The organism is Paenibacillus wenxiniae (assembly GCF_039822605.1).
Lineage (GTDB): Bacteria > Bacillota > Bacilli > Paenibacillales > Paenibacillaceae > Saccharibacillus > Saccharibacillus wenxiniae.
The window spans coordinates 155,131-177,667 of record NZ_JBCGUH010000002.1 but is presented as its reverse complement, the minus strand read 5'-3'; the positions used below and the strand labels follow the sequence as shown (position 1 = coordinate 177,667).

Genomic DNA, 22,537 nt, shown 5'->3' with positions numbered 1-22,537 from the left:
CATGAAACGTTTCATTGCATAGCAAAGCCTCCATTCTTTTATACGGAATGGAGGCTTTGTTGTTAGGATTAATTATTTGCTAGCTAGCTTCATAGCAGCTTGAACTGGCTTGATTTCACAGCTTTACTTGATGCTAGAATAGCACGTATTAATCATCATCTTGATCGTTATCTTGATCATCATAGTCTTTGTCTACTTTGGTCACTTTACCTGTAGCTGCGTCGATTTCGACTTTAGCTTCGCCACCAGTGAAGCGAATTTCCACTTCATACTGGATGCGACCTTTTTCACGCTCGCGTTCTACATCGGTCACTGTACCGTTAACAGCCTTTTTAGCAATCGCGATCGCTTGATCGACGGTTTTGACTTTCAGATTGTTGGATGCCGCATTGTTGCTATTGCCAGGTACGACATAGGCATCGTCATCATCATTGTCGTCATTTACTGTGCGGACTACCGCACCGCTTACAGCGTCAATATGCACATCGACATCGCTACCGTTGCTGCGATTCACGTCCACTTCGTAGTAGAGCTTACCACGCTCGCGCTCTAGCTCAATACTTTCTACCGTGCCACCCGGTACTTTTTGCAGTGCAATTGTCTCTGCACGCTGAATACCGATCACATTCGCATTGTTCTGACTTGCGCTATTGTTATTGTTTGATGCCGCCGCTACGACAGTACCCGCCGTTCCTACCGTCAATGCTGCTGCCAGTACACCGATGCCTGCTTTACGATTCATCCATTTTTTCGTCATGTGTAATGTCCTCCTTGATGATTATGTTTGATCATTTCATATGTGATCATTATTGATGGAATACAGAACCTCTATACTTATTCAGCGGTCTGTTTCCTGTCCCATGCAGCAAGCTTTTATACGATGTGAACCCGATTCACGATGCTTCTGTATGACTTGCTTGCCGGGCTATGATATCAATATAAAGCAGCCAAATGAGATGACTCTGATAATCAGATTAGAAATTGATGAGAATGCATGGAGCACTGTATACCGCTTACTCGTTCTTCAATATGGCATGCCAGATGCGATGCCGTATTGAACAGCAACAAGGACAATCCAGCAGCGCCTACAAACTCAATTAATGATCCTTATCTTTTTTGTCCGAGTCTTCTTCATCGTCCCATGTTACAGACATAACCGCTCCTGAAATGGCATTGATCTGCACAACCGCTTCCCGATCATCCGGCGTATCCATTTCGACCAGATAATATTGTTGTCCCGTTTTACCGCTATGCTTGAATTTTACATCATCCACTTCGCCTTTCACCTGTCCTATTGCAATCTGCTCTGCTTGCTTTTCAGTGATCGAGGTGGCAGAGGAAGATGGTCTTTTGCCTGGACCTGCTTGAGCTGGCTCTCGTTTATTGTTCGTAGTGGGTGAATTTGTATCATCTGGTGGAACAGGGCCACCATTGGGCGCAGGTGGATGATTGGTGTTCGTTCCTGTACTGCTAGCATCGGAACCGGTATTGCCGCTTGCACTACTAGCAGGCATTCCGTTCGGTGAAGGACTGGCAGCAGCCGAACCGGCTGCATCACTCCATGAGGAGGGAGCAGAACTTGTACCGCTTGATGATGCGTCCGGTTGATTCGTAGAAGCTGTCGAATTGGACGTACCGTCATCTCCGGAAGCGGCGTTACCCGTTGCCGGATTATTGGTCGTCTGGCTATCTGTACCTGTTGTAGCATCATTAGATGCTGTAGAAGTCGTGCTACCTGAAGCGCTGGCTGTACCGTTTGTCGATTGATCGGTCTTCGCTCTCAGTACACCTTGCAGCTGACGAATCGATTGAATTTCGCCACTTGCCGCACTCATCGTAATTTCGTACACGCCTGTTTCTGATTCCAGTTTCACTTGATAGGCATCATGATCCTGCACAATGCTTGTTACTTTTCCAGGATACTTTCCTTCTACCCGATCCCCGATCTGAGCAGCCGTCAGCAGCGGCTGTGCCTGCCCGTTTGTTTTCCAGATTAGGATCGAGGCGCAGAGAATAATCAGGATCACTCCCGCTCCACCTGCAATCCATAAACGTCGATTCGACATCATCTTCATCCTTTCTTTCTGTTAACTTTGCTAATCCATCCGTTAATCCGTACACAACAAATAACACCTGTATACCGTCGACAACAATCTCCATGACAGTATACAGGTGTTTAATTAGAATTCGCTGAGAAGCCGGACATATGCTTTGCGGTCGCAGGTAACGTAACGATTGCAGTCGTACCTTGACCTTCTTCACTTTGGAGATGTACAGAAGCACCAAGCGCCTCTGCAATGCGCTGTGCCAGTGTCAGACCGAGACCGGAACCACCTGTATCCTGTCTCGTCCGCGCCTGATCTACACGGTAAAATCGATCAAATACTTTCGGCAATTCACTTTCCGGTATACCGATACCACGATCGACTACACGAATATAACGATTCCGTTCTGCATTAGACGAAGCTACCCTGCCAGAATACGATACTTCTGTCGGAATCGGATATAGTCCCAGCTCAAGCGTAATTATATCGCTGCTGTACTTGCGTGCATTGTCTAACAAAATAAATAACAACTGACGCAGTTTGCCTGCATCTGTCCATATCGTTGTAAGCGCGGGTGTCTGTAGGAGTTCCTCAGATAGGACGACATCCACTCGTCGGCTATACGCCTGCAAAAACTCGCGTGACAACTGCTCTGCCTGACTGCTCAAATCTACCGCTTCCAGCTTCAGATTCCATTGCTCTTCATGACGCGCCAGCAATAAAAGTTGCTCTGTCATTTCTTTCATTCGCACGGCTTCTGAATGGATAGCTTCCACTGATTCCATAAACAGATCCGGTCGATCCAATCCGCGGCGCTTAAGCAGGCTTGCATAACTTTCAATAATCGTTAGCGGTGTGCGCAGTTCATGCGAAGCGTTGGATACAAACTGCTTTTGTTTATCATAGTTATTTTCCAACAGATCGATCATCTGGTTAAACGTATCGCCCATCTTATACAATTCATCTTTGGATCGTTCCTCCAGCTGAATTCGTTTGAATTGCCCACTACGCCTAATTTCACTCATCGTTGACGTGAGCGCAGCGATCGGGCGAATAACAATTTTGCCGATCAGCTGTCCGGATAAGAAGACCGGAATCATAGCGATTCCTGTAACGATGAGCAAAACAAGCTGCAACACATTCAAATAACTTTCCGTCTGTTTTAAACTTTCCGTCACCTGTATGTTGACGACACGACCATCATTCCAAATGATCGGAACGGAGACAAATACATACCGATGTCCATTGTCCTGAATGACCTGCGACATCAAACTTGCCTCATATGTAACTGGACGCTGAGACAATGATTGTTCATCTGGCGATGTAACGAGCAAGCTATTGCTGCTCTGCTGCGATACGATACGAATCATTCCTTCCAGCGGAACATAAGCGCGCAGCAGATCGGCTACAGCGATATCCCCTGCTGAAAGGCGGATGTTATCTGCTGTCTTCTCCGTCTGGGATACAATTCGAGTCTGCTGTTCACGAATCGTTAATGAGCTAAATACAATATAAACAAGCACATTCGTCACAATTAATACGAGTGCAAACAGCACCGACGAATACAGATGAATCCGTCGATTGAGCCTCATGATGGCTCCCTGAGCACGTATCCTACGCCACGAACGGTATGGATCAGTTCTTGCTCATGACCGTGATCGATTTTTTTGCGTACATAACGAATATACACATCCACGACATTCGTATCTCCAAAATAATCATAGCCCCACACCGCTGCCAGAATCTGATCTCGATTGAGCACCTGACGCTTATTTTTGAGCAAATACGCCAGCAGATCAAATTCACGTGGCGTAAGTTCTACAGGCTGTTCGGCACGCTCCACCTCGTGAGTACTCTCATTCAAACGCAAATCGCCAGCTACGAGCCAGCTGCCTGTCTCCACCGTATCTGTACTGCGTGCCTGTTGCTCCTTGAGACGAATCGCTGCGCGAATACGTGCCAGCAACTCTTCGATCTGAAAAGGCTTGGTCACATAATCGTTAGCACCCAGATCAAGCCCTGCCACCTTATCCTCCACTGAATCGCGCGCGGTTAGTAAAATGACCATCGTTGCCGGATCTGTAGCACGAATTCGGCGCAAAATCTCAATCCCGCTCAGCTCAGGCAGCATCACATCCAGCAGGACCAGATCCCATACCCCTTCACGGTAAACATCCCATGCCTGAGCACCGTTGTATGCCTGAGCGACCTCATAACCTTCGGCTTCAAGCTCGATTTGTAGCAAGCGAGAAATTTTATGTTCATCCTCTACAATTAATATACTAGCCATCCACACCCTCCCGTCTGCCTATCATTTTCTGGTAGCTCACAATATCAAGCCACTGGTCAAATTTACGACCAACCTCACGGAAATGAGCACATTTCTCATATCCATACCGCTCAAACAAACGAATACTGCTCGTATTATCCGCACAAACCGTTGCTACGAGTACATGGAAGCCATGCTGCTGTGCCGCCTGTTCAATAAAGACGAGTGCTCGGCTACCGATGCCTTTACCTGCTTGATCCGGCTTTAAATAAATCGTAATCTCAGCCGTCGTGTCATACGCTTGTTTGGCTTTGTGACGAGTTAGTAAAATATAGCCAAGCAATGATGATTCATAAGCCGCATCGCTGGCTACAGCTAGCTGCTCATCCGTATCCAGCTCATCCATGCGCTCTATAATTGCATACGAACAATAATGAGCAGGCAGATCGAACAACTGCGCACGCATCTCCTCTAATGTCAGCGGCTCCGTATGAAAAGAAACGGTCGTATGCAGTACATAATAATTATAAATATCGACAATCTGTTCAACATGCTGCTCTTGAACAGGTATAAATTCCAACGTCGTTTGCATGCTGCGTTCCCCCGTCTATTTCAGCTCATTCCACCACATAATGCATAATCCACTGCGCACCCATGACACCTGGGCGCCGCATACTACGATCTTCAAAACCGGTACGTACATAAAGCTTTTGTGCAGGCTCGTTGCTTACATTGACAGCAAGCACGATTTCGCGAATATGCGGAAAATGCTCTTTTACAAACGCACGTAACGCTTCCATCGCCAATCGAGCATATCCATGCCCCTGCTGCTTATGATCAATCAACAGTGCACGTAGCAGCATCAATTGCTCAGAAGGGGTAGAAGTGTACGAAAGATACGTAGAAACGCCTGAACCTTCATGCAATACAAAAAAGCCTACCGCCTGTTCGTCTGCTGTAATCACAATCGGATGCCGCTCCGGATCACGAATTGAAATTTCCAGCACTTCAATTGGCAAAGCGGTAAAGCAATGCTGATCCTCCGGTAGTTCAAACGACAATAGTTGCTCTAAATGCCGGGGCTGTAGTCGCTCCAACCGTACCGACTGCGGCAACTTTTTAGAGATCGGCAAATGCACATTCGGTTCCGCATCAAAATTCATTTACGATTCTCCCCTCTTGCGATCTACAGATCTATCGTATAGCTGCACCCTATGTTTCACCAGTTCAATGGATATGGAAACGGTAGCCTCCTATGTTCGCTACCGTTTCCATATCGCCAACCAGATGAGCAGTGTACACATGGTGAAGCAAAAGAACTTTGTTGATCTCTTATTTGTTTGGCTTGATACTCTAGTTCTTTTTGTTTATTCTCTAACAGTTCTCTGGCTTGTTTGATTTTTGACTAATAGAGGATAGCCAAATATGACAAGCTAACGACCCGCAAGTATCCTTATCCTGACCGTTTTACCTGTTCATTGAGATCATGTATATATACGGCAATCATGCAAAGCCTGAGTCGGCTTTAACACCTACACAAATGACAGTCAACGTTATCTACGGATTCCTGCGATGTATAGCTACCGATGTATAACTATTCTACAGAACGAATGGCTGCATATATTTTTGCATCGCGGAAGCTGCCCTTTGTGTACAAATGCTTACGCAGTAATCCTTCGTACTGCATACCGAGCTTCTCCATCACACGAGCAGAGCCGATATTTTCCGGTATACAACGAGACTCGATCCGAATCAGCTTCATTTCATCCCAACCAAACTGCATGACAGGTCCCATCGCTTCGGTGACGATGCCACGATTCCAGTATGGACGCGCCAATGCGTAACCCACTTCACCGCGAAAATGGCGTAAATTCCAGCCTAAATAGCCTGCCGTACCGATCATTTTACCGGATTCACGATCCTCGATCGCCCACGGTGCCAGTTGCCCTTCGGCATAGCTTTGCAGCACATGATTGATAAATTCATCGGTATCCGCTAATGTTTGATGCGCATACCAGCTCACATAACGTGTAACTTCAGGATCGGAGGCATAAGCAAACATATCTTCGCGATCTTCTGCTCGAAGCGGACGTAAAATTACCCGCTCTGTTTCCAATACCGGTATCTGTCCAAATACATCTTGTACTTTCATTTGTTACGCTCCCTCCAATATATGTACTTATTTGAATGTGTTGCTGTACTTAACGTATTTTATCATATCTTGTGCTAAGGTGTTGGAACAGTAACTAAAAATCCCCAGTTCATGCGTAATCAGACGATTGTCGATTACGCATATACTGGGGATGATGGACATATATTTACTTATACATAGGAGCTGCGTGTGTAGGCTAGCAATGTCTCTACGTTAACGATTGGCACGATCCGGCCATCGCTGAGTTCGAATGCATTGGGCAAAATATCGCGGCTGTTGACTTCCGGATTTTCGCGCAATTCACTTTCGTCAATAATTGCAGTATTGTCCAGCTCGTCAACGAGCAGGGCAACACGAGCGCGGCTTAACAGAATCATTTTATCGGTTTCCTGTGGGCCGTCAAACGACACTGCCAGTAGCTTGCGCAGGTTTACGAGTGGATACAGGGAGCCACGGATCGTGATCAGTCCTTCGTGCCATTCATCGGCAAATGGCAACGGTGTGCCTTTTTTAGCGGTTTGAATTTCTTCGATTTCGCTAAAGCTGATCGCATACGGCTGCTTCGCCACATAAAAAACAATAAGCTCCATTTTCATAGCGTTTAGCTCCTCAACTAGTTTCTACTGTTTACACATTCGTGCATATGCTATAGTTTTTATCGACCAATCGACCTCATTTGTTTAGGGTCATCTGCAAACATATCGCTCCTATTGTATTTTGGATAAGCGCATAAATCACATTAATTCCAGCAAAAGAAATTTTATCCATAATGCTGTCATTTTTTTACCTGTCCACCCTTGAAATGAAGGTACATTCTGGTACAATGTGATAGTATGATGTGAGCTACAAAACCATTAAAACAAAGGAGCTAGAACATTGAATCCATCTGTGAAAGACCGCTGGTATGCAGTACTTGGAATTGCTATTGTCTGGGGCGGCGTTGTCGTTATTAAATTATTCAGCGGCGATCTATAAACCGCACTCCCCATAAAGACGTAGACGATCAGCCTCATTTTCGTTATGTGTATGTTTCATTATGTGATGATACAGATACGAGAATGTTTTGGCAGCGATTGAAGGTAAGCATACCGCTTTCCTATTTGCACGATGTACGAGTTCGTCGGCGTCTTTGTTTGTCATATAAAGCATATTATAAAATGTAATAAGCGTAGTACATGTGAGTAGACGAGGGATATTTTAACAACTCTTCTGTTCTCTCGCACAGAAAAGCCAGCCTATAGACTGAACTGCCTCTCTTCGTTAGCTAGAACTAACTGTAGAGGAACCGTTCAGAAGGGGCTGGCTTTTTGGGGCTGTATAAAGCTTTAAATCGATTCTATTTCGTAATATACCCTATGAAATGATGATGTCATAAACATATGACTATAGAACATATAACCTATCTATGAGCAAGTCAAAGACAATTTATCGCATTGCGATCTTCTAAGGTGTACGCAAACTGTTGTACTGGGGCATCAACCACTCCAAGAAGGGTCTTTCCGCGCTGCTTACACCTATACGAGTTTGCGTATACCTCCTGGCATAAAGATCCATTAAAAACGATTTTACGTAGTCGTCATATAGTCTTATACATGTAGCAAAATTATCATGTCAGCGTGTACAATGAATCTCCTGTCTGTACCTGCTTCTCTGCCGAGCGGATCATCTCGTTATAATCATTAATATTCGTCACAATGACTGGCGTAATCGTTACATAGCCTTCGGCACGAATCGCATCCAGATCGAACTCCATCAGCAGATCGCCCTTTTGAATCTCCTGACCGGAGCGAGCATGTGGCGTGAAATGTTTACCTTTCAGCTTCACCGTATCGATCCCGATATGAATGAGCATCTCGGTGCCATCCTCGCTCACCAGACCAATCGCATGACCGCTCTTCGATACGGAGAATACCGTTCCATTTACCGGAGCGACAACGCGACCTTCGGTCGGCTCAATCGCTACCCCTTTACCCATAATTTCTTCGGCAAAAGCCGGGTCAGGCACTTCGCTCAGCGGTTTCACTTCACCTGTGATCGGACTCCACACTTCGGTTGCTTTCATCTGACGTGCAGCGGTCTCCGTTTGGATCAGTGTTGCTGCAACCGCATCTGCATCCATTGGCTGCTGGGATGCTGAAGTCGAAGCGACTGGCTCAGTTGTAGCTTCAGCCGCTGTGTCTGTATTTTCTTGAATGCCCATAATAAATGTAATGATAGTCGCCGCTACGAATGCAATTAGACCGCCCAGCAGCGCATAGATTAATGTGCTGATCGATGGGCTAATAAATGCAGCCACACTTGGCAAACCAACCAGACCTGTAATCACATAAGCTTTAACGTGGAAAAGGCCCATAAATGCACCGCCGATCGCACCACCGGACAAAGCTGCGATAAACGGCTTTTTGAATTTCATATTCACACCGTACATCGCCGGCTCCGTAATGCCCATAATGGCTGTCAAACTGGTGGAAAAGGCTAGCGATTTCGTTTGACCATGTTTGGAACGCAGACCGACACCAAGTGCGCCGCCGGCTTGCGCCCAGTTCGCTGCGAACATGAGTGGAATGATAAAATCATAACCGAGCGCAGTAATCGAGCCGATTACGATTGGCGTTAGCGCATAATGCATACCTGTAATAATGAGCAGTGACATCGTCCCACCGATTAAAATACTTGCCAGAATCGACATATTATCAAACAACCATGAGATACCGCCGGACAATCCACTACCGATGATCGAACCTAGCGGTCCAATCGCAATTAAGGTGAGTGGAACCATAACGAGCAAAGTAACGGTCGGTACAACGAGCAATTTGACCGAGGCATGTGTCACACGATCGACTGCTTTTTCAACATAAGAAGCAATCCAAATAGCGATTACGATCGGAATAACGGTGGACGAATACGTAGCTGCAATGACCGGAATGCTAGCGAATGTAACCGGCTGTCCGGAACCCAGTAGCGCTGTAATCGTTGGGTGCATAATCGCTGCACCAAGCGCTGCACCGATGTACATATTGCTGCCCAGCTTACGTGCCGCACTGATTGCCAGAATAATCGGCAGGAAGTAGAACGCGCCATCGCCAATAGCGGATAAAATAATGTACGTCGAGCTTGTGTTCGACATCCAGCCAAGTGCAACTAGAATCGCCACAATCCCTTTGATCATCCCTGCGCCTGTAATCGCAGGCAAAATCGGTGTGAACATACCGGAGATAAAATCAAACAGCGAACTGATCGCGTTACGTTTCTTCGCTGTGCCTTCACCTGTAGAAGCAGCAGGTTTGGCTCCGCCACCTTTCATCGATCCAGCCAGTTCCTTATATACACCGGCTACTTCATTGCCGATAATAACCTGAAATTGACCGCCATTTTTCATCACACCCATGACGCCTGGTGTTTTCTCCAATTGTGCTTTGTTCGCTTTGTTATCATCATGCAGGTTAAAGCGCAGTCTTGTCATACAATGCGTTACCTGATCAATATTTTCCTCGCCGCCGACTAGTGTTAATACGTCCTGTGCTACTTTTGCTTGATCCACGTTGAACACTCCTTTGTTTCTTATCGATCATTGTATATCGTTTGGGTTTATTTGACTGACTATAGGTAGTTTTGACTACGTATATTTACTTATATTTAGTTTTGATTATGGCTTATTCATTTCAATAACATATTTACTTTCATAGCATATTTTTACTTATAATGATGTGGTGTAATCGCCTTCAACTAGCCCTATTGAGCGATTGAGACAAATAAAAAAACCTAAATGAGGACAATGACGTGCAGACGCTGATCGGTTATGATTAGACGTTCTGATCGTTCATTTATCGACATTTAGGTTTTGCCTACCCAAAGTAACAATCCCTTTGCCAGTATGCGATTGGTTTGCAGCATATATAGACTATAATCGTTCAATACGTCAGTATATGCACTTTATACAACTATAGTTCATGCAGTACGTTGCTTTATACAGTGTACAGAGCTGTGGTTTATTCCATACGTAACTTCATACAGTGTACAGAGCTGTGGTTCATTCCATACGTCGCTTCATACAGCATACAGAGCTGAAGTTTATTCGATTTGTTGTTCATGTAGAGTGTAGTTGACTTGATGTACCAACTACGATAACTATAACTTTTCACTAACGCTTGCGATTGTGCGATTATGCCTCGTTCTGCTCGGCATTTTCCTTTTTCGTAACCCGCTCGATATGGATCGTCAAATACAACAATTCCTCATTCGACAGATCACGCTGGTGAATCTTACGCGTGTAATCCTGAATTTTCAGTGCGCAGGCATAAGCTTGTGGATACTGGTTTTTGACCATATCGTGCAGTGGACTATCGCCCTGCTCACTCGCTGCGCCGCTAACGACACGCTGAGCAAAAAATTTCAAATGGGTGAGGAAACGGAAATAGTTCAGCGATTCCTCATCCAGCTCAATTACAAAATGACGCGTAACGATACGCAGCACATCTTTGACGATATTCGTCATGCTGACCGTCTCGCTCATCTGTCCATTCAGCTGGGAATTGACAAAATGCAGTGCAATGAAGCCGCCTTCATCTTCCGGCAATGAAACGCCGAGCTTATCCTCGATCATTTGCAATGCCTTCATGCCGATATAGTACTCTTTGCGATACAGCTTCTTGATTTCCCATAAAAGGGCGTTCTTAATTTCCAATCCTTGCCGATGCCGCTCAATTGCAAAATGGATATGGTCGGTAAGCGAAATATAAATGCTATCATGAAGCTGGCTGCCCAGCACCGTCTGCGCATAACGGATAATTTCATCCGAGCATTCCATGTATTCAATCGGGATATCCGACAATAGCGCAGTAAGCCTGTCAGAAATTTCTTTGCTCTCCAGCTTGAATACCTTTTCAATCTTCGCTTCGTCGATCAGGTCATCCGGGTGCTTTTTGAAGCCAATCCCTCTGCCCATCACGACCAGTTCCTGTTTGCCAGAATCGATAACGGTGACGACATTGTTATTCAGAACCTGCGATATTCTCATTTTCATCACCTTTTTATATGATGCTCAAAAAGGCAAAACCAAAAATGACAATGCCTGTCAGTTTCGGTTTTGCCTGATCTCTCAGTAACAATCCGTGTTTTGGTTTCGATACTGCTATACTACCATAGGCGACATAAAATGACAACCGTTTTTTGAAAGCCTTTTCTATTATAAACTATTTATGCGCCCTAAGACGGATTGAAATGGATAATTCCGTTTCCGTTAGAGCGCATAAATTAGGCATTTATACAGCAGTAGAGACTGCATATACCGTAACAACGATCGTTACCCATGCTGCAAATAACACTAAAAATACGAATCCAGCAATAAGCCACCAACGTCTATTTTTCGAGCTTTTCTGCAACGATCAGGCACCTCCGTATTGGGAACATCCAGTGATTGGGAAGCAACAAACGGTTACTTTATAGTGACATTAGGCTATACTTGATCAACTCTACCATCTATTTCTCAAATTCATCGTTGTATCATTCTATCCCTTTGTCACTGTATTACTACAGCACCATATATTAAAACTGTGCCGCATCATCAGATCAATTCAAATGTACGCTCCAACACATCGACCGAACTCGTACCGACATAGACTTTAAATTCTCCCGGCTCCGCCACCCATTCCAGTGCAGCATTACAGAACTTCAAATCGTCTTCCGTAATCGTAAACTCCACACCTGTGCTCTGTCCCGGCTGTAAATATACTTTATGGAAGCCTTTCAGTTCTTTAACTGGACGCACGGTACTGCCATATAGATCTTGGATGTACATCTGTACCGTCTCTTCGCCTGCCATATTACCGGTATTCGTAACCGTCGCACGCACGGTAATCGATTCACCCTGTTTAATAATATCGCGATCCAGTTTGAGCGCAGAATACGTAAAGTGTGCATAGCTCAAACCGTAGCCAAACGGATACAGTGGATCATTCGGGCCATCCAAGTATTTGGAAATGTATTTCTCCTCACGATTTTCCTCGGTGACAGGACGACCGGTATTGAAATGGTTGTAATAAATCGGTGTCTGACCGAGATGTTTGGGAAAGCTCATCGTCAGCTTACCGGATGGATTGTAATCGCCCAGTAACACATCTGCAATCGCATGTCCTGCCTGCGAGCCGAGGAACCATGTTTCTACAATTGCATCTACATGTTGCTCAAACCAATCCAGCACCAGCGGACGTCCATTGGTCAGCACAAGTACGACTGGCTTGCCTAGCTTCACTAGTTCTTCTGCCAGACGCTGCTGCGGCGCTGGAATGCTAATGTCCATCCGTGACGCAGCTTCACCGGTCATTTCGCTATGTTCGCCAAGTGCAAGTACGATCACATCCGCTGCACGCGCCGTTTTCACCGCTTGCTCGATTCCACCCGGAATTGCTTCATTCACGCCACTGCCCTGCGCATAAAGCAGTGTCGTATCTGCAATACCTTTCGCTTGTAGACCTTCACGCAGTGTAACGGTCTCCTCTTTGTAACGAGAAAACTGCCATGTGCCCAGCATATCTTTACTATCTGCAAAAGGACCGATCAGCGCAACCGTCATATCACCCTGTAACAGACCTTCCTGCGGCAGTGGCAAAATACGGCGTTCATTTTTCAGCAGTACGATTGAGCGGCGCGCCAGCTCCAGACTTGCTTGCAAATGCTCGGCGTTAAAATGATATTCCACTTCTTTTTCCGGACGAATATAACGGAATGGGTCATCCATCAGACCGATCTCGTATTTGTACGTCAAAATACGGCGAACCGCCTCATCGATCTGTTCGATCTGTATTTTACCTTCAGCAACAAGCGCTGGTAAATGCTGCTCATACAGCTGTGTGACCATCTCGATATCCATGCTCGCATCCAGCGACAGACGTGCAGCTTCTTTACGATCACGCGCGGCACCATGCACATAGATTTCATCGATCGCGCCATAATCCGAGATCAACATGCCGTCAAAACCAAGCTCTTTACGCAGCAGATCGTTCAGGATAAAACGATTCCCGGCAATCGGAATTCCATTGTAAAAGTTAAATGCGTTCATAACTGAAGCTGAACCTGCTTCCAATCCCGCCTGGAATGGCGGCAAATAAATATTGCGTAGCATCCATTCGGAAATATCGACTGTATTGTAATCCCGTCCGGCTTCAGAAGCACCATAAGCGACAAAGTGCTTTAAGCAGGCGATCAATGTTTCTTCATTAAAGAGGTTGTCTCCCTGAAAACCTTCTACCTGTGCTTTTGCAATCAGCGAGCCGAGATACGGGTCTTCTCCTGCACCTTCCATTACGCGTCCCCAGCGTGCATCACGGCTAATATCGACCATCGGTCCGTGATTGTACGTAATACCGGAAGCGGTTGCTTCACGCGCAGCGATAACACAGGCTTCACGAATCTGCTCCATATTCCAGCTGCTCGCCCAGGCGAGTGGAATTGGGAAAATCGTCTGGTAGCCGTGAATCACATCGGCATTGAAAAATAGCGGAACACCGAGGCGAGACTGCTCGACAGCGAGCTTTTGCAATTCAAATGTACGGTGACTATTAAAAGCACCAAGAATCGAGCCTACGCGTCCTTCGCGCACAAGCACATCGGTTGGCCCTGCTTCGATATCCGCGCCAAATGAAAACTCGGAATCTGCACATTGACTCATCTGTCCGATCTTTTCTTCCAATGTCATTTGTGAAAGCAGCTCTTCGACAGATTGCCGAATATTGTCCTCGCTTCGTTTGGTGACGCCTGTTTTACGATAAGGTGCAACGAGTGCAGCCAGTGTATCTGTATCTTGATGGTGAATATTGGACATGTAAACGACCTCATTTCAAATGTAGTACGCAATCCGCTAGTCTATTAATAAGTAGCTTAGAAGCTGATGAGCAGATTGGTGTGAGTGATATAGTACTAATGTAGGCGTTTACGCAATCGATTTATGGTCTTATTCCTTATTTTTTGGTAAAATAACAGAATAAAAATGGAGCCTATTTTTCAATGTATTCTTTTGTTCTATATTAAATACATAAAAAGTAAATAAATAGAAAAGGAGCATGTTACAAACATGGACTTCATTAGATTAAGTATCCTTATTTTTATCGTTCTATACCTATTCATGATCCCTATATTTTTTCGTTTACGGGATAAAGAAGATCATAGTCTGTCGGTAGCTATGAGCTTATTCGTCATGGCTGCACTGGCTCTTATTCCAACCGCAGTATTGGTAGCAATAATTATGATCGGTTATTTATTCATGGATATAGTATCGATTACGCCATTTATTCAATTTTCCAGTCATTGGGATACAGTGGTGTATGTGATTGCATTATTAATCATACTTTCTGTAGGAGAACTCGTTATCATTCCGATTGCCAAATCCTTGCTAACGCTCGTCCTTCGGCATCCACTTTCCAAATGGATCGGCGATCTAGTCACCATTGTAATAAATACGTTACTCATATCCATCATTTCAGAGCTGTTACCTGGTGTGACAATACAAGGAATTGAAGTCGCACTAGGTATGGCATTGGTATATCAATGTATGGAATGGATGGTAGACATCCGAACGGCTAAGCAATCTGCAAAATCCAAATAAATACATAAATAAGCGACGAGCATCACACATATAGGCTAGCTAATTAAAATGAAGAATAGATCGGATTCCATTCTACTAACACATCAAAGTTATCGGCTCGGTCCGCTTACGCTATGCACACTTAACTGTTCCAAATCGATCTCCACGGTAAAATCAAAAAACTGCTCGCTAAACCCTTCCATCCAATCTTCCGGAACATCTTCTGAATAAAACCAGAACACGAGCAGTTTCGTTCCATCGGAAAAATGTTGTTCTGAACAATTGATAGAACAGAGTGATAGATCAATATGCAATGGAGGCGACCAGCGTGTAGCTATTTCAACCAGTTTATTCGCTCGCTGCTGTGCAGCTTCTACAGCTAATAGCAGATAAAGTGCATCATCTGCTCCTACCAGCTGCTCTGCAAGCGCATCTTCTTGCTCTGTATGTAAAGCCTTTAGTAATGCAGGTACATACTGACGATCAACCTTAAATAGGCTGCGGTTAAATGGTATCTTTGTTTGCTGTCCATTATTCGCTGAATTCATCTCATCTGACCTCCGTTTGCTAATATAGATGTTATTAGGATGATTATACGATCCATTGAAAGGCATGGTTGATCCATCCATAGTATACCTAAGCTCCAGCCCCGTCTATGATAGATCAGATGTGATGCAAGTCCGTTGAGGTGGATGGATGTCGGATGAACATCCAAAAATCTCCATTTAGAATCCCAATCCAATCAAACTATCCATATCGAGAGTTGCCTATTCAAGATAAAACACTACGTCTCACCATGTATTTTAATATAGATACCATTTCACATCGTAAAGGAGCTGATTCGTATGCCGAATGTTACACCTGATTCAATTCAACTCATTATGAACATGATATATACCGAATTTCAAATGACGCTGTACTGGATGGATGCGAGTGGGCAATTAGTAGATGAGCAGCCTTTGCGCGGATTCAATCCCGTTTATGATCATAAAGGTCAGACCCTTGCTCTGCTGGCGCAACATCTGAATGGGAATTATCCGGTTGTGCAGGCAACGAATGTGCTGGAGCAGTATTTGACCGTACCGTTATGGGATGGAGATACGTATACAGGGGCACTCCTTGCAGGGCCTTTCTTTCATGCGATTGTACCGGATGAGCTGATCAGCGGCATTATTCGCGATTATCAACTATCGTTCCGACAGCAGGATGCGATTCGTCAGTTTTATGCGGGAATTCCGCTCATCTCTAAAGAACGCATCTACAATGCGGCGGCGATGATTCATTATATGTTGTACCAGGAACCACTTGATCTCGCCGAGGTGATTCAGCACAATTTGCACATTCATATTGAGCCGGATGCGCAGAAGACTATCGTCTCTTCTCCGTATGAGGAAGAAGCCTATATTGCACCAGCGAGCTATCATCGCAATCCGGAGATGGAGCAAATTTTCCTGCAATATATACGTGAAGGACGTAAAGAAGATCTGGTACGCTGGGAAATTGGCTTTCCGACAGAAAAACTGGGTGTATTATCGAAAAAGAGTCTGCTTCGCAGCGAAAAAAATCTGGCAATCTGTTCGATTACACTGGCAACTCGCGCGGCAATGGCGGGCGGTGTGAATGCGGAAATTGGCTATACGCTGAGTGACTTTTACATTCAAGCCGTTGAAGAATGTCAAAATCCCGGTGAAGTGCAGGCTATGCTACGCCGTTGTTACAACGACTTTGTCGATCGTGTACTGGAAAGCCAGCAAAAGCGTTATTCCAGAGAGGTCAATCTGTGTCGGAACTATATTTTCCATCATCTGTACGAACCGATCCAGCTTGAACATTTATCTGAACTTACCGGCTTAAATGGCGATTATGTATCCAAACGTTTCAAAAATGAGACCGGTCTGTCTCCTATTCACTTTATCCAATACTACCGCGTTCAAGAAGCCAAACGCCTGATGTCCAGTACGACTCATTCCCTGTCCGCTATCGCTACGATGCTGCAATTTCACGATCAAAGTTATTTTACTAAAATCTTTAAAGCGCATACTACTCAAACACCGAAGCAATATCAGTCTGCCGCTAGTGGCGGTAATTTGCCGCTGGCACGGGTTTAGGGTTTAGGGTTTAGGGTTTAGGGTTTAGGATAAAAATTAGGTATGAATGAAAATTATCACGAATCAACATATTTCATATACATCGGTAAATGAGATTAAATTGAAATATAGCTACTGCTTTTTTCAGTGATGACGCCTTGTATCGATTCGTAGTAATATTTAACATTTAATCCTTTATTCCACTACTCGGGTGCGAACCCCAAGCTCACATAAAATCCCTGGGAGGTTCGCGCCCCTTGCTATATAAGGGATTTCAGCGTTTTTATTGTATTTTGTCACCTTTTCCGCTACTCTAAAAAAGAGGTTCGCACTTTTGGGCTTGAAATGCCTTGCTCTGTAAGGGCTGAAAGTGCCTACAGTCGCTCTCCGTGCGAGAGCGTGGATTGAAACGGATTGAACACGTATGCAGGATTATCCAGATCATCAAGTCGCTCTCCGTGCGAGAGCGTGGATTGAAACCGAATTGAGTTGTCCGCTCTGTTCCGACACGCACGGTCGCTCTCCGTGCGAGAGCGTGGATTGAAACAAGGACGGCGGTTACTCATTCATGGTGATGAGCATGTCGCTCTCCGTGCGAGAGCGTGGATTGAAACTCATTATTGTAATGATGAGAAGAAAATGAGTGTTGGTCGCTCTCCGTGCGAGAGCGTGGATTGAAACCTAGCCGCTCGTGCTCATAATTTTAAAGCTCACCGTGTCGCTCTCCGTGCGAGAGCGTGGATTGAAACTTCTTGTGTTAATCCTTCGATCCAAAAGGACATCGTCGCTCTCCGTGCGAGAGCGTGGATTGAAACAGAAAGGCTTTGCCGAGTGCATGCGAGTGCTTAAATCGTCGCTCTCCGTGCGAGAGCGTGGATTGAAACGAGCCTATTGCTGACGACAACCCCGATGCCATCGCCGTCGCTCTCCGTGCGAGAGCGTGGATTGAAACTGTTTATAATCCATGCTGTCTCCTCTCTGGTACTGTCGCTCTCCGTGCGAGAGCGTGGATTGAAACTCTGTATCCAGTCCGAGCATTTGGAAAGCTGTATTTGTGTCGCTCTCCGTGCGAGAGCGTGGATTGAAACATTATTCCATTCCAGAACGCCGCCGAACGCCTCGACAAGTCGCTCTCCGTGCGAGAGCGTGGATTGAAACCTCGTCTACGTTGTCCACACCGACGTGTGCAGTCATGGTCGCTCTCCGTGCGAGAGCGTGGATTGAAACTAAAAAGGATACGCCCAGCGGCGGTATGGGGCGCGGTCGCTCTCCGTGCGAGAGCGTGGATTGAAACAGATACTGTCCTTGTTGCGGTCCCAGCGTAATTTCGCGTCGCTCTCCGTGCGAGAGCGTGGATTGAAACTATGTCATCACTCAGCCACATGTCCGGAAAAGAAAGTCGCTCTCCGTGCGAAAGCGCGGATTGAAACTTTTTTATCTGTCATAGTTACCTCCGATTAATCGCCGTCGCTCTCCGTGCGAGAGCACAAGACAAAGTAATAAACAGTTAAAATCGAATATTCCTTTCACGTGCATTATTTATCTAGCACATATGCTGGATAAGCACAGAACGGAGGAAAGCAAATAAGGGCAAAGAACGACTTTGGCGTATGGAATCTACATTGACTTCTCATTCGTAGATTTCATACGCCACCGGAGTTCGTGCCCTTATTGCTTTTCAGAGTGGATGCACCCCATATACACTTTATTTTACAAGCAACTGCATTTTATCTTACGGTAAGTTTGCATCATCCCCCATCCTTAACCCAAATACAAAAAGCCAGCACCCTCCCAAAGGAGAATGCCAGCTTCCACTTTATTCCATCTACTATCCCTGCACAGGCTTAATCTTCCAAATCTCTGACGCATACTGTTGAATCGTACCATCACTGGAAAACTTACCGGAATGTGCGATATTGTGAATCGATTTTTTCAGCCATGCCTTTTGATTCCGATACGCCGCCTCAATCTGTACATGCGACTCAGCATACGAATCGAAATCTTTGAGCATGAAATATTCATCATTGCCATCAATCAGCGACTGATACAGCGATGCAAATTCATACGTATTTGATGCAAAAGGTCCCGGTGTAACGAGCTGATCTACGACTTCTTTAATGCGTGGATCACTGTTATACACATCGCGAGCCGAGTAGCCGCCATGCTGGTAATAGTCCATCACTTCATCTGCGTTCAGACCGAAAATGAACATATTATCATCGCCCAGCATGTCATACATCTCCACGTTGGCGCCATCCATCGTCCCAATCGTCAGCGCACCGTTCATCATCAGCTTCATATTCCCTGTACCGGAAGCTTCTTTACTCGCGGTCGAGATTTGTTCACTAATGTCCGCAGCAGGAATGATTTTCTCTGCCAGTGAGACCGAGTAGTTTTCCAGGAAAAACACATTCAGCTTATCTTTCACATCCGGATCGTTGTTCACGACGCTGGCTACACGATTGATGAGCTTGATTGTATTTTTCGCCAGATAATAACCCGGCGCTGCCTTTGCACCAAAAATAAATGTACGTGGCACCATGCTCACGGATGGCATCGATTTGATCTGATTGTACAAATACATCACATGCAGGATATTGAGCAACTGACGCTTATACGCATGCAGACGTTTGATCTGTACATCGAAGATCGAATCGGTATTTACGGTGACATCGTACTTTTGCTCAATATAGTGTGCGAGCCGCTGTTTATTATGCTGCTTGATCGCAGCGATTTTGCTCTGGAATGCAGCGTCCTCGCTATATTTCAAAATACCGACCAGCTCTTTCGGATGCGTCTTCCAGCGTGAACCAATCGATTCGGTGATCAGATCGTTTAGCTCTGGATTGGCATGCATCAGCCAGCGGCGATGGGTAATGCCGTTCGTTTTGTTGTTAAACCGCTCTGGATACAGTTCATAAAAGTTACGCATTTCGCGTTCTTTTAAAATATCTGTATGCAGCGCAGCTACGCCGTTAATGCTATAGCTACCCGCGATTGCCAAATGAGCCATTTTGACCTGATCATCGAAAATGATCGCCATATGTGCCACTCGCTCTGGATCATTCGGATACTTTTCCATAAGCAGCTTGCAAAAACGTTTGTTGATCTCGTCGATCACCATATATACGCGTGGGATCAGATCACGAATCATTTGAGCTGGCCACTTCTCCAGCGCTTCGCTCAAGATCGTATGATTCGTATATGATACGGTACGGCATACGATATTCCATGCTTTATCCCATGCATAGCCTTTTTCATCGACTAGAATACGCATAAGTTCTGGAATAACGAGTGTCGGATGCGTATCATTAATATGAATCGCAATCTTATTTGGCAAATGATCATAGCTCAGATTGAGCTTATCATACGTGCGCAGAATACTTTGCAGACCCGCCGAGCAAAGGAAATATTGCTGCTTTAATCGCAATAAACGACCTTCATAATGGCTATCATCTGGATACAGGAACTCGGAAATCGACTCTACCGAGCGATTGTAATTCAGATAGCTGTAATAGTTACCTGAACCGCCCAGATTGCGGTTCGCCATTTCCGGCATCGGCTCTGCACTCCACAGACGTAACGTATTCACATGAGAATCCGTCTGATTGCCCCGATAGCCGATTACCGGCACATCATATGGAATCGCCCAGACCGCTTCATAGTCACGCAGGGAGAAATGCAGCTCGCCATTCTCTTCACCTGTTTCGACATAGCCGCCAAAACGAACTTCAACTTTACGATCGGCGCGGCGAACTTCCCATTCAAACCCTTTTTGCAGCCAATCGTCCGGTAGTTCGACCTGATTGCCGTCGACGATCTTTTGTTCAAACAAGCCATAGCGGTAACGAATACCGCAGCCATGTCCGGCATAACCGAGTGAAGCGAGCGAATCGAGAAAACAAGCTGCCAGACGGCCCAGACCGCCATTACCAAGACCCGCATCGGCTTCCTGCTCCTCAATCTCATCCAGTGCAATGCCCAGATCAGCCAGACCGTCCTTTACAATATCGAACAGCCCCATATTGAGCAAATTGTTGCCAAGTAGACGACCAATCAGAAATTCCAGTGACAAATAATAAACTTGCTTTTCTGCATCCTGACGAAGCTCATGATTCGTAGAGGCCCATTCACTACCGGCGAATTCACGCATCATCCGGCTAAGAATGGTGTAGACATCCTCAGACGATACTTCTTCCAGTGGCTTACCGAGCTTGGAAACGACATTATGTTGAAACACCTGTTTAAATTCTTCTTTAGTATTGAACAAAAGGCTATTCCTCCTGCAGTCAGATTATCAACTTAGAGAGAGGTGCTTTTAGCTGTAACATAGGGGTGTTTGTTATCACCGATCAGCGTACGATTATGGGAAATCTGTACGTCTTTATCGAGGATAACATTTTCCAGCACGGCTCCAGCTTCAATGGTGCACTTCTGTAAAATGATGGAATTGACGACACGAGCGCCTTTTTCCACTTTGACTCCACGGAACAGAATACTATTCTCCACTTCACCGCCAAGTACACAACCGTTGGCAACGAGTGAATTGCTCACTTTCGCGCCTTCCAGGTATTTGGCAGGGGCTTCGTATTTGATTTTCGTTTGAACTGGATTTTCACGGAACAGCTGCTGGTAATTGTCCGGGCAGAGCAGATCCATGCTATTGCTATAATAGCTCTCGACCGAGTTGATCACTGCATTGTAGCCTGTGTATTCATAACCAGCAATTTTGAGACCGTTCGGATTGCTCTGGATTACATCGCGGAAGAAATAGCTTTTACCGTGCGCGATGCAGTAATTGACCTGCTCCAGATACAGCTCTTTGCTCATAATAAACGTTTCCACATAAATATTGTTGTGGGTACGATCTTGATGAATATCGGTGACAAAACCGTCCGCATCCACTTCAACACGGCGGCAAGCTCCATGCTCTGGACGCAGTTCGTCTACCTTTTTGTATACAACCGTAATGTCCGCGCCTCTTTCCAGATGATACGCGTATACGTCTTTGTAATCGATCTTGTTCACATGCTGTGTTCCGGTATGCACGACCACATCGCCGCTACTGCGATAGAAAAAGTCCATATTGTTATGAATATGTTGCAGATCGCCCAGTGATGTATCGGTCGGATCATGCCAGTCTGGAGGCAAAATGAACAGTCCGCCACGCTTGCGATCCATATCCCACGGACGGCCTTCGCCCAGATGATCCATTAACGAACGATATTTGCGACGAACAAACAAAGCGATATCGCCCACTTCTCCGTACATCATATTAGAAAGTGCAAAGTCAATTAACCGGTAACGACCGGCAAAAGGGACGGCTGCGCCGCAACGAAAATAGGTCAGTTCCTTGAGTTGATCCAGTTCATGATCGAGATTGATTACACCTACAAATCCTTTCAT

The 22,537-nt window shown here is 45.5% G+C and carries 16 protein-coding genes and 1 CRISPR repeat array; of the genes, 2 read left to right on the top strand and 14 right to left on the bottom strand.

All coding sequences use genetic code 11. From position 1 onward, the window contains the following. Positions 1 to 148 precede the first annotated feature (148 nt). From AAHF22_RS03965 to AAHF22_RS03915, 11 genes are all read right to left on the bottom strand, one after another. A complete protein-coding gene (locus AAHF22_RS03965) occupies positions 149 to 757 on the bottom strand; it encodes a PepSY domain-containing protein (RefSeq protein ID WP_347323673.1) in 609 nt (202 codons plus the stop codon). Between the two features lie 340 nt (positions 758 to 1,097). Further along, on the bottom strand, positions 1,098 to 2,066 hold the full coding sequence (locus AAHF22_RS03960; protein ID WP_347323672.1) for a PepSY domain-containing protein: 969 nt from the start codon (positions 2,064 to 2,066) through the stop codon (positions 1,098 to 1,100). Between the two features lie 110 nt (positions 2,067 to 2,176). Continuing rightward, entirely contained in the window at positions 2,177 to 3,637 is a 1,461-nt protein-coding gene (locus tag AAHF22_RS03955) for a sensor histidine kinase (RefSeq protein WP_347323671.1), read from the bottom strand. Continuing rightward, positions 3,634 to 4,335: a response regulator transcription factor gene (locus AAHF22_RS03950; RefSeq protein WP_347323670.1), complete on the bottom strand. Its 702-nt coding sequence runs from the start codon at positions 4,333 to 4,335 to the stop codon at positions 3,634 to 3,636. Before AAHF22_RS03950 ends, AAHF22_RS03955 begins: the two co-directional genes overlap by 4 nt. Further along, positions 4,328 to 4,906, bottom strand: coding sequence for a GNAT family N-acetyltransferase (locus AAHF22_RS03945; RefSeq protein WP_347323669.1), 579 nt, complete (start codon positions 4,904 to 4,906; stop codon positions 4,328 to 4,330). The genes AAHF22_RS03950 and AAHF22_RS03945 overlap by 8 nt, the downstream gene beginning before the upstream one ends. A gap of 25 nt (positions 4,907 to 4,931) precedes the next feature. Further along, entirely contained in the window at positions 4,932 to 5,477 is a 546-nt protein-coding gene (locus tag AAHF22_RS03940; RefSeq protein ID WP_347323668.1) for a GNAT family N-acetyltransferase, read from the bottom strand. A gap of 431 nt (positions 5,478 to 5,908) precedes the next feature. Beyond that, complete coding sequence (locus AAHF22_RS03935; protein ID WP_347323667.1) at positions 5,909 to 6,466, bottom strand: GNAT family N-acetyltransferase; 558 nt, start codon at positions 6,464 to 6,466, stop codon at positions 5,909 to 5,911. A gap of 170 nt (positions 6,467 to 6,636) precedes the next feature. Then, on the bottom strand, positions 6,637 to 7,062 hold the full coding sequence (locus AAHF22_RS03930) for a chemotaxis protein CheW (RefSeq protein ID WP_347323666.1): 426 nt from the start codon (positions 7,060 to 7,062) through the stop codon (positions 6,637 to 6,639). A 1,010-nt stretch (positions 7,063 to 8,072) separates the two neighbouring features. Next, positions 8,073 to 10,007 (bottom strand): beta-glucoside-specific PTS transporter subunit IIABC, encoded by a 1,935-nt coding sequence (locus AAHF22_RS03925; protein ID WP_347323665.1) that lies wholly within the window; start codon positions 10,005 to 10,007, stop codon positions 8,073 to 8,075. Between the two features lie 621 nt (positions 10,008 to 10,628). Further along, entirely contained in the window at positions 10,629 to 11,483 is an 855-nt protein-coding gene (gene licT, locus AAHF22_RS03920) for a BglG family transcription antiterminator LicT (RefSeq protein WP_347323664.1), read from the bottom strand. Between the two features lie 546 nt (positions 11,484 to 12,029). After that, positions 12,030 to 14,285 (bottom strand): glycoside hydrolase family 3 N-terminal domain-containing protein, encoded by a 2,256-nt coding sequence (locus tag AAHF22_RS03915; protein ID WP_347323663.1) that lies wholly within the window; start codon positions 14,283 to 14,285, stop codon positions 12,030 to 12,032. A 249-nt stretch (positions 14,286 to 14,534) separates the two neighbouring features. Here AAHF22_RS03915 and AAHF22_RS03910 point away from each other — a divergent pair, with 249 nt between their 5' ends. Beyond that, positions 14,535 to 15,065, top strand: a complete 531-nt coding sequence (locus AAHF22_RS03910) for a hypothetical protein (RefSeq protein WP_347323662.1) — start codon at positions 14,535 to 14,537, stop codon at positions 15,063 to 15,065. Between the two features lie 89 nt (positions 15,066 to 15,154). Here the strand turns inward: AAHF22_RS03910 and AAHF22_RS03905 are convergent, their stop codons facing one another. Continuing rightward, positions 15,155 to 15,592: a hypothetical protein gene (locus tag AAHF22_RS03905; RefSeq protein ID WP_347323661.1), complete on the bottom strand. Its 438-nt coding sequence runs from the start codon at positions 15,590 to 15,592 to the stop codon at positions 15,155 to 15,157. A gap of 297 nt (positions 15,593 to 15,889) precedes the next feature. Between AAHF22_RS03905 and AAHF22_RS03900 the strand changes: the two genes are divergently transcribed. Next, a complete protein-coding gene (locus AAHF22_RS03900; RefSeq protein WP_347323660.1) occupies positions 15,890 to 17,152 on the top strand; it encodes a helix-turn-helix domain-containing protein in 1,263 nt (420 codons plus the stop codon). Positions 17,153 to 17,510: 358 nt separating this feature from the next. Further along, a CRISPR array of direct repeats spans positions 17,511 to 18,561; the repeat unit is 32 nt; unit sequence GTCGCTCTCCGTGCGAGAGCGTGGATTGAAAC. A gap of 398 nt (positions 18,562 to 18,959) precedes the next feature. Here AAHF22_RS03900 and AAHF22_RS03895 read toward each other — a convergent pair. Both AAHF22_RS03895 and glgD read right to left on the bottom strand, forming a co-directional pair. Next, positions 18,960 to 21,401 (bottom strand): glycogen/starch/alpha-glucan phosphorylase, encoded by a 2,442-nt coding sequence (locus tag AAHF22_RS03895; RefSeq protein ID WP_347323659.1) that lies wholly within the window; start codon positions 21,399 to 21,401, stop codon positions 18,960 to 18,962. 32 nt (positions 21,402 to 21,433) lie between these two features. Continuing rightward, the gene (gene glgD / locus AAHF22_RS03890; protein ID WP_347323658.1) at positions 21,434 to 22,537 is read right to left on the bottom strand and encodes a glucose-1-phosphate adenylyltransferase subunit GlgD; all 1,104 of its coding nucleotides are present in this window, start codon (positions 22,535 to 22,537) and stop codon (positions 21,434 to 21,436) included.

Excerpts from the sequence above, each read along its gene's own strand:
- AAHF22_RS03965 (WP_347323673.1), bottom strand. The coding sequence starts at position 757 with ATGACGAAAAAATGGATGAATCGTAAAGCAGGCATCGGTGTACTGGCA.
- AAHF22_RS03960 (WP_347323672.1), bottom strand. The coding sequence starts at position 2,066 with ATGTCGAATCGACGTTTATGGATTGCAGGTGGAGCGGGAGTGATCCTG.
- AAHF22_RS03955 (WP_347323671.1), bottom strand. The coding sequence starts at position 3,637 with ATGAGGCTCAATCGACGGATTCATCTGTATTCGTCGGTGCTGTTTGCA.
- AAHF22_RS03950 (WP_347323670.1), bottom strand. The coding sequence starts at position 4,335 with ATGGCTAGTATATTAATTGTAGAGGATGAACATAAAATTTCTCGCTTG.
- AAHF22_RS03945 (WP_347323669.1), bottom strand. The coding sequence starts at position 4,906 with ATGCAAACGACGTTGGAATTTATACCTGTTCAAGAGCAGCATGTTGAA.
- AAHF22_RS03940 (WP_347323668.1), bottom strand. The coding sequence starts at position 5,477 with ATGAATTTTGATGCGGAACCGAATGTGCATTTGCCGATCTCTAAAAAG.
- AAHF22_RS03935 (WP_347323667.1), bottom strand. The coding sequence starts at position 6,466 with ATGAAAGTACAAGATGTATTTGGACAGATACCGGTATTGGAAACAGAG.
- AAHF22_RS03930 (WP_347323666.1), bottom strand. The coding sequence starts at position 7,062 with ATGAAAATGGAGCTTATTGTTTTTTATGTGGCGAAGCAGCCGTATGCG.
- licT (WP_347323664.1), bottom strand. The coding sequence starts at position 11,483 with ATGAGAATATCGCAGGTTCTGAATAACAATGTCGTCACCGTTATCGAT.
- AAHF22_RS03915 (WP_347323663.1), bottom strand. The coding sequence starts at position 14,285 with ATGTCCAATATTCACCATCAAGATACAGATACACTGGCTGCACTCGTT.
- AAHF22_RS03910 (WP_347323662.1), top strand. The coding sequence starts at position 14,535 with ATGGACTTCATTAGATTAAGTATCCTTATTTTTATCGTTCTATACCTA.
- AAHF22_RS03905 (WP_347323661.1), bottom strand. The coding sequence starts at position 15,592 with ATGAATTCAGCGAATAATGGACAGCAAACAAAGATACCATTTAACCGC.
- AAHF22_RS03900 (WP_347323660.1), top strand. The coding sequence starts at position 15,890 with ATGCCGAATGTTACACCTGATTCAATTCAACTCATTATGAACATGATA.
- glgD (WP_347323658.1), bottom strand. The coding sequence starts at position 22,537 with ATGAAAGGATTTGTAGGTGTAATCAATCTCGATCATGAACTGGATCAA.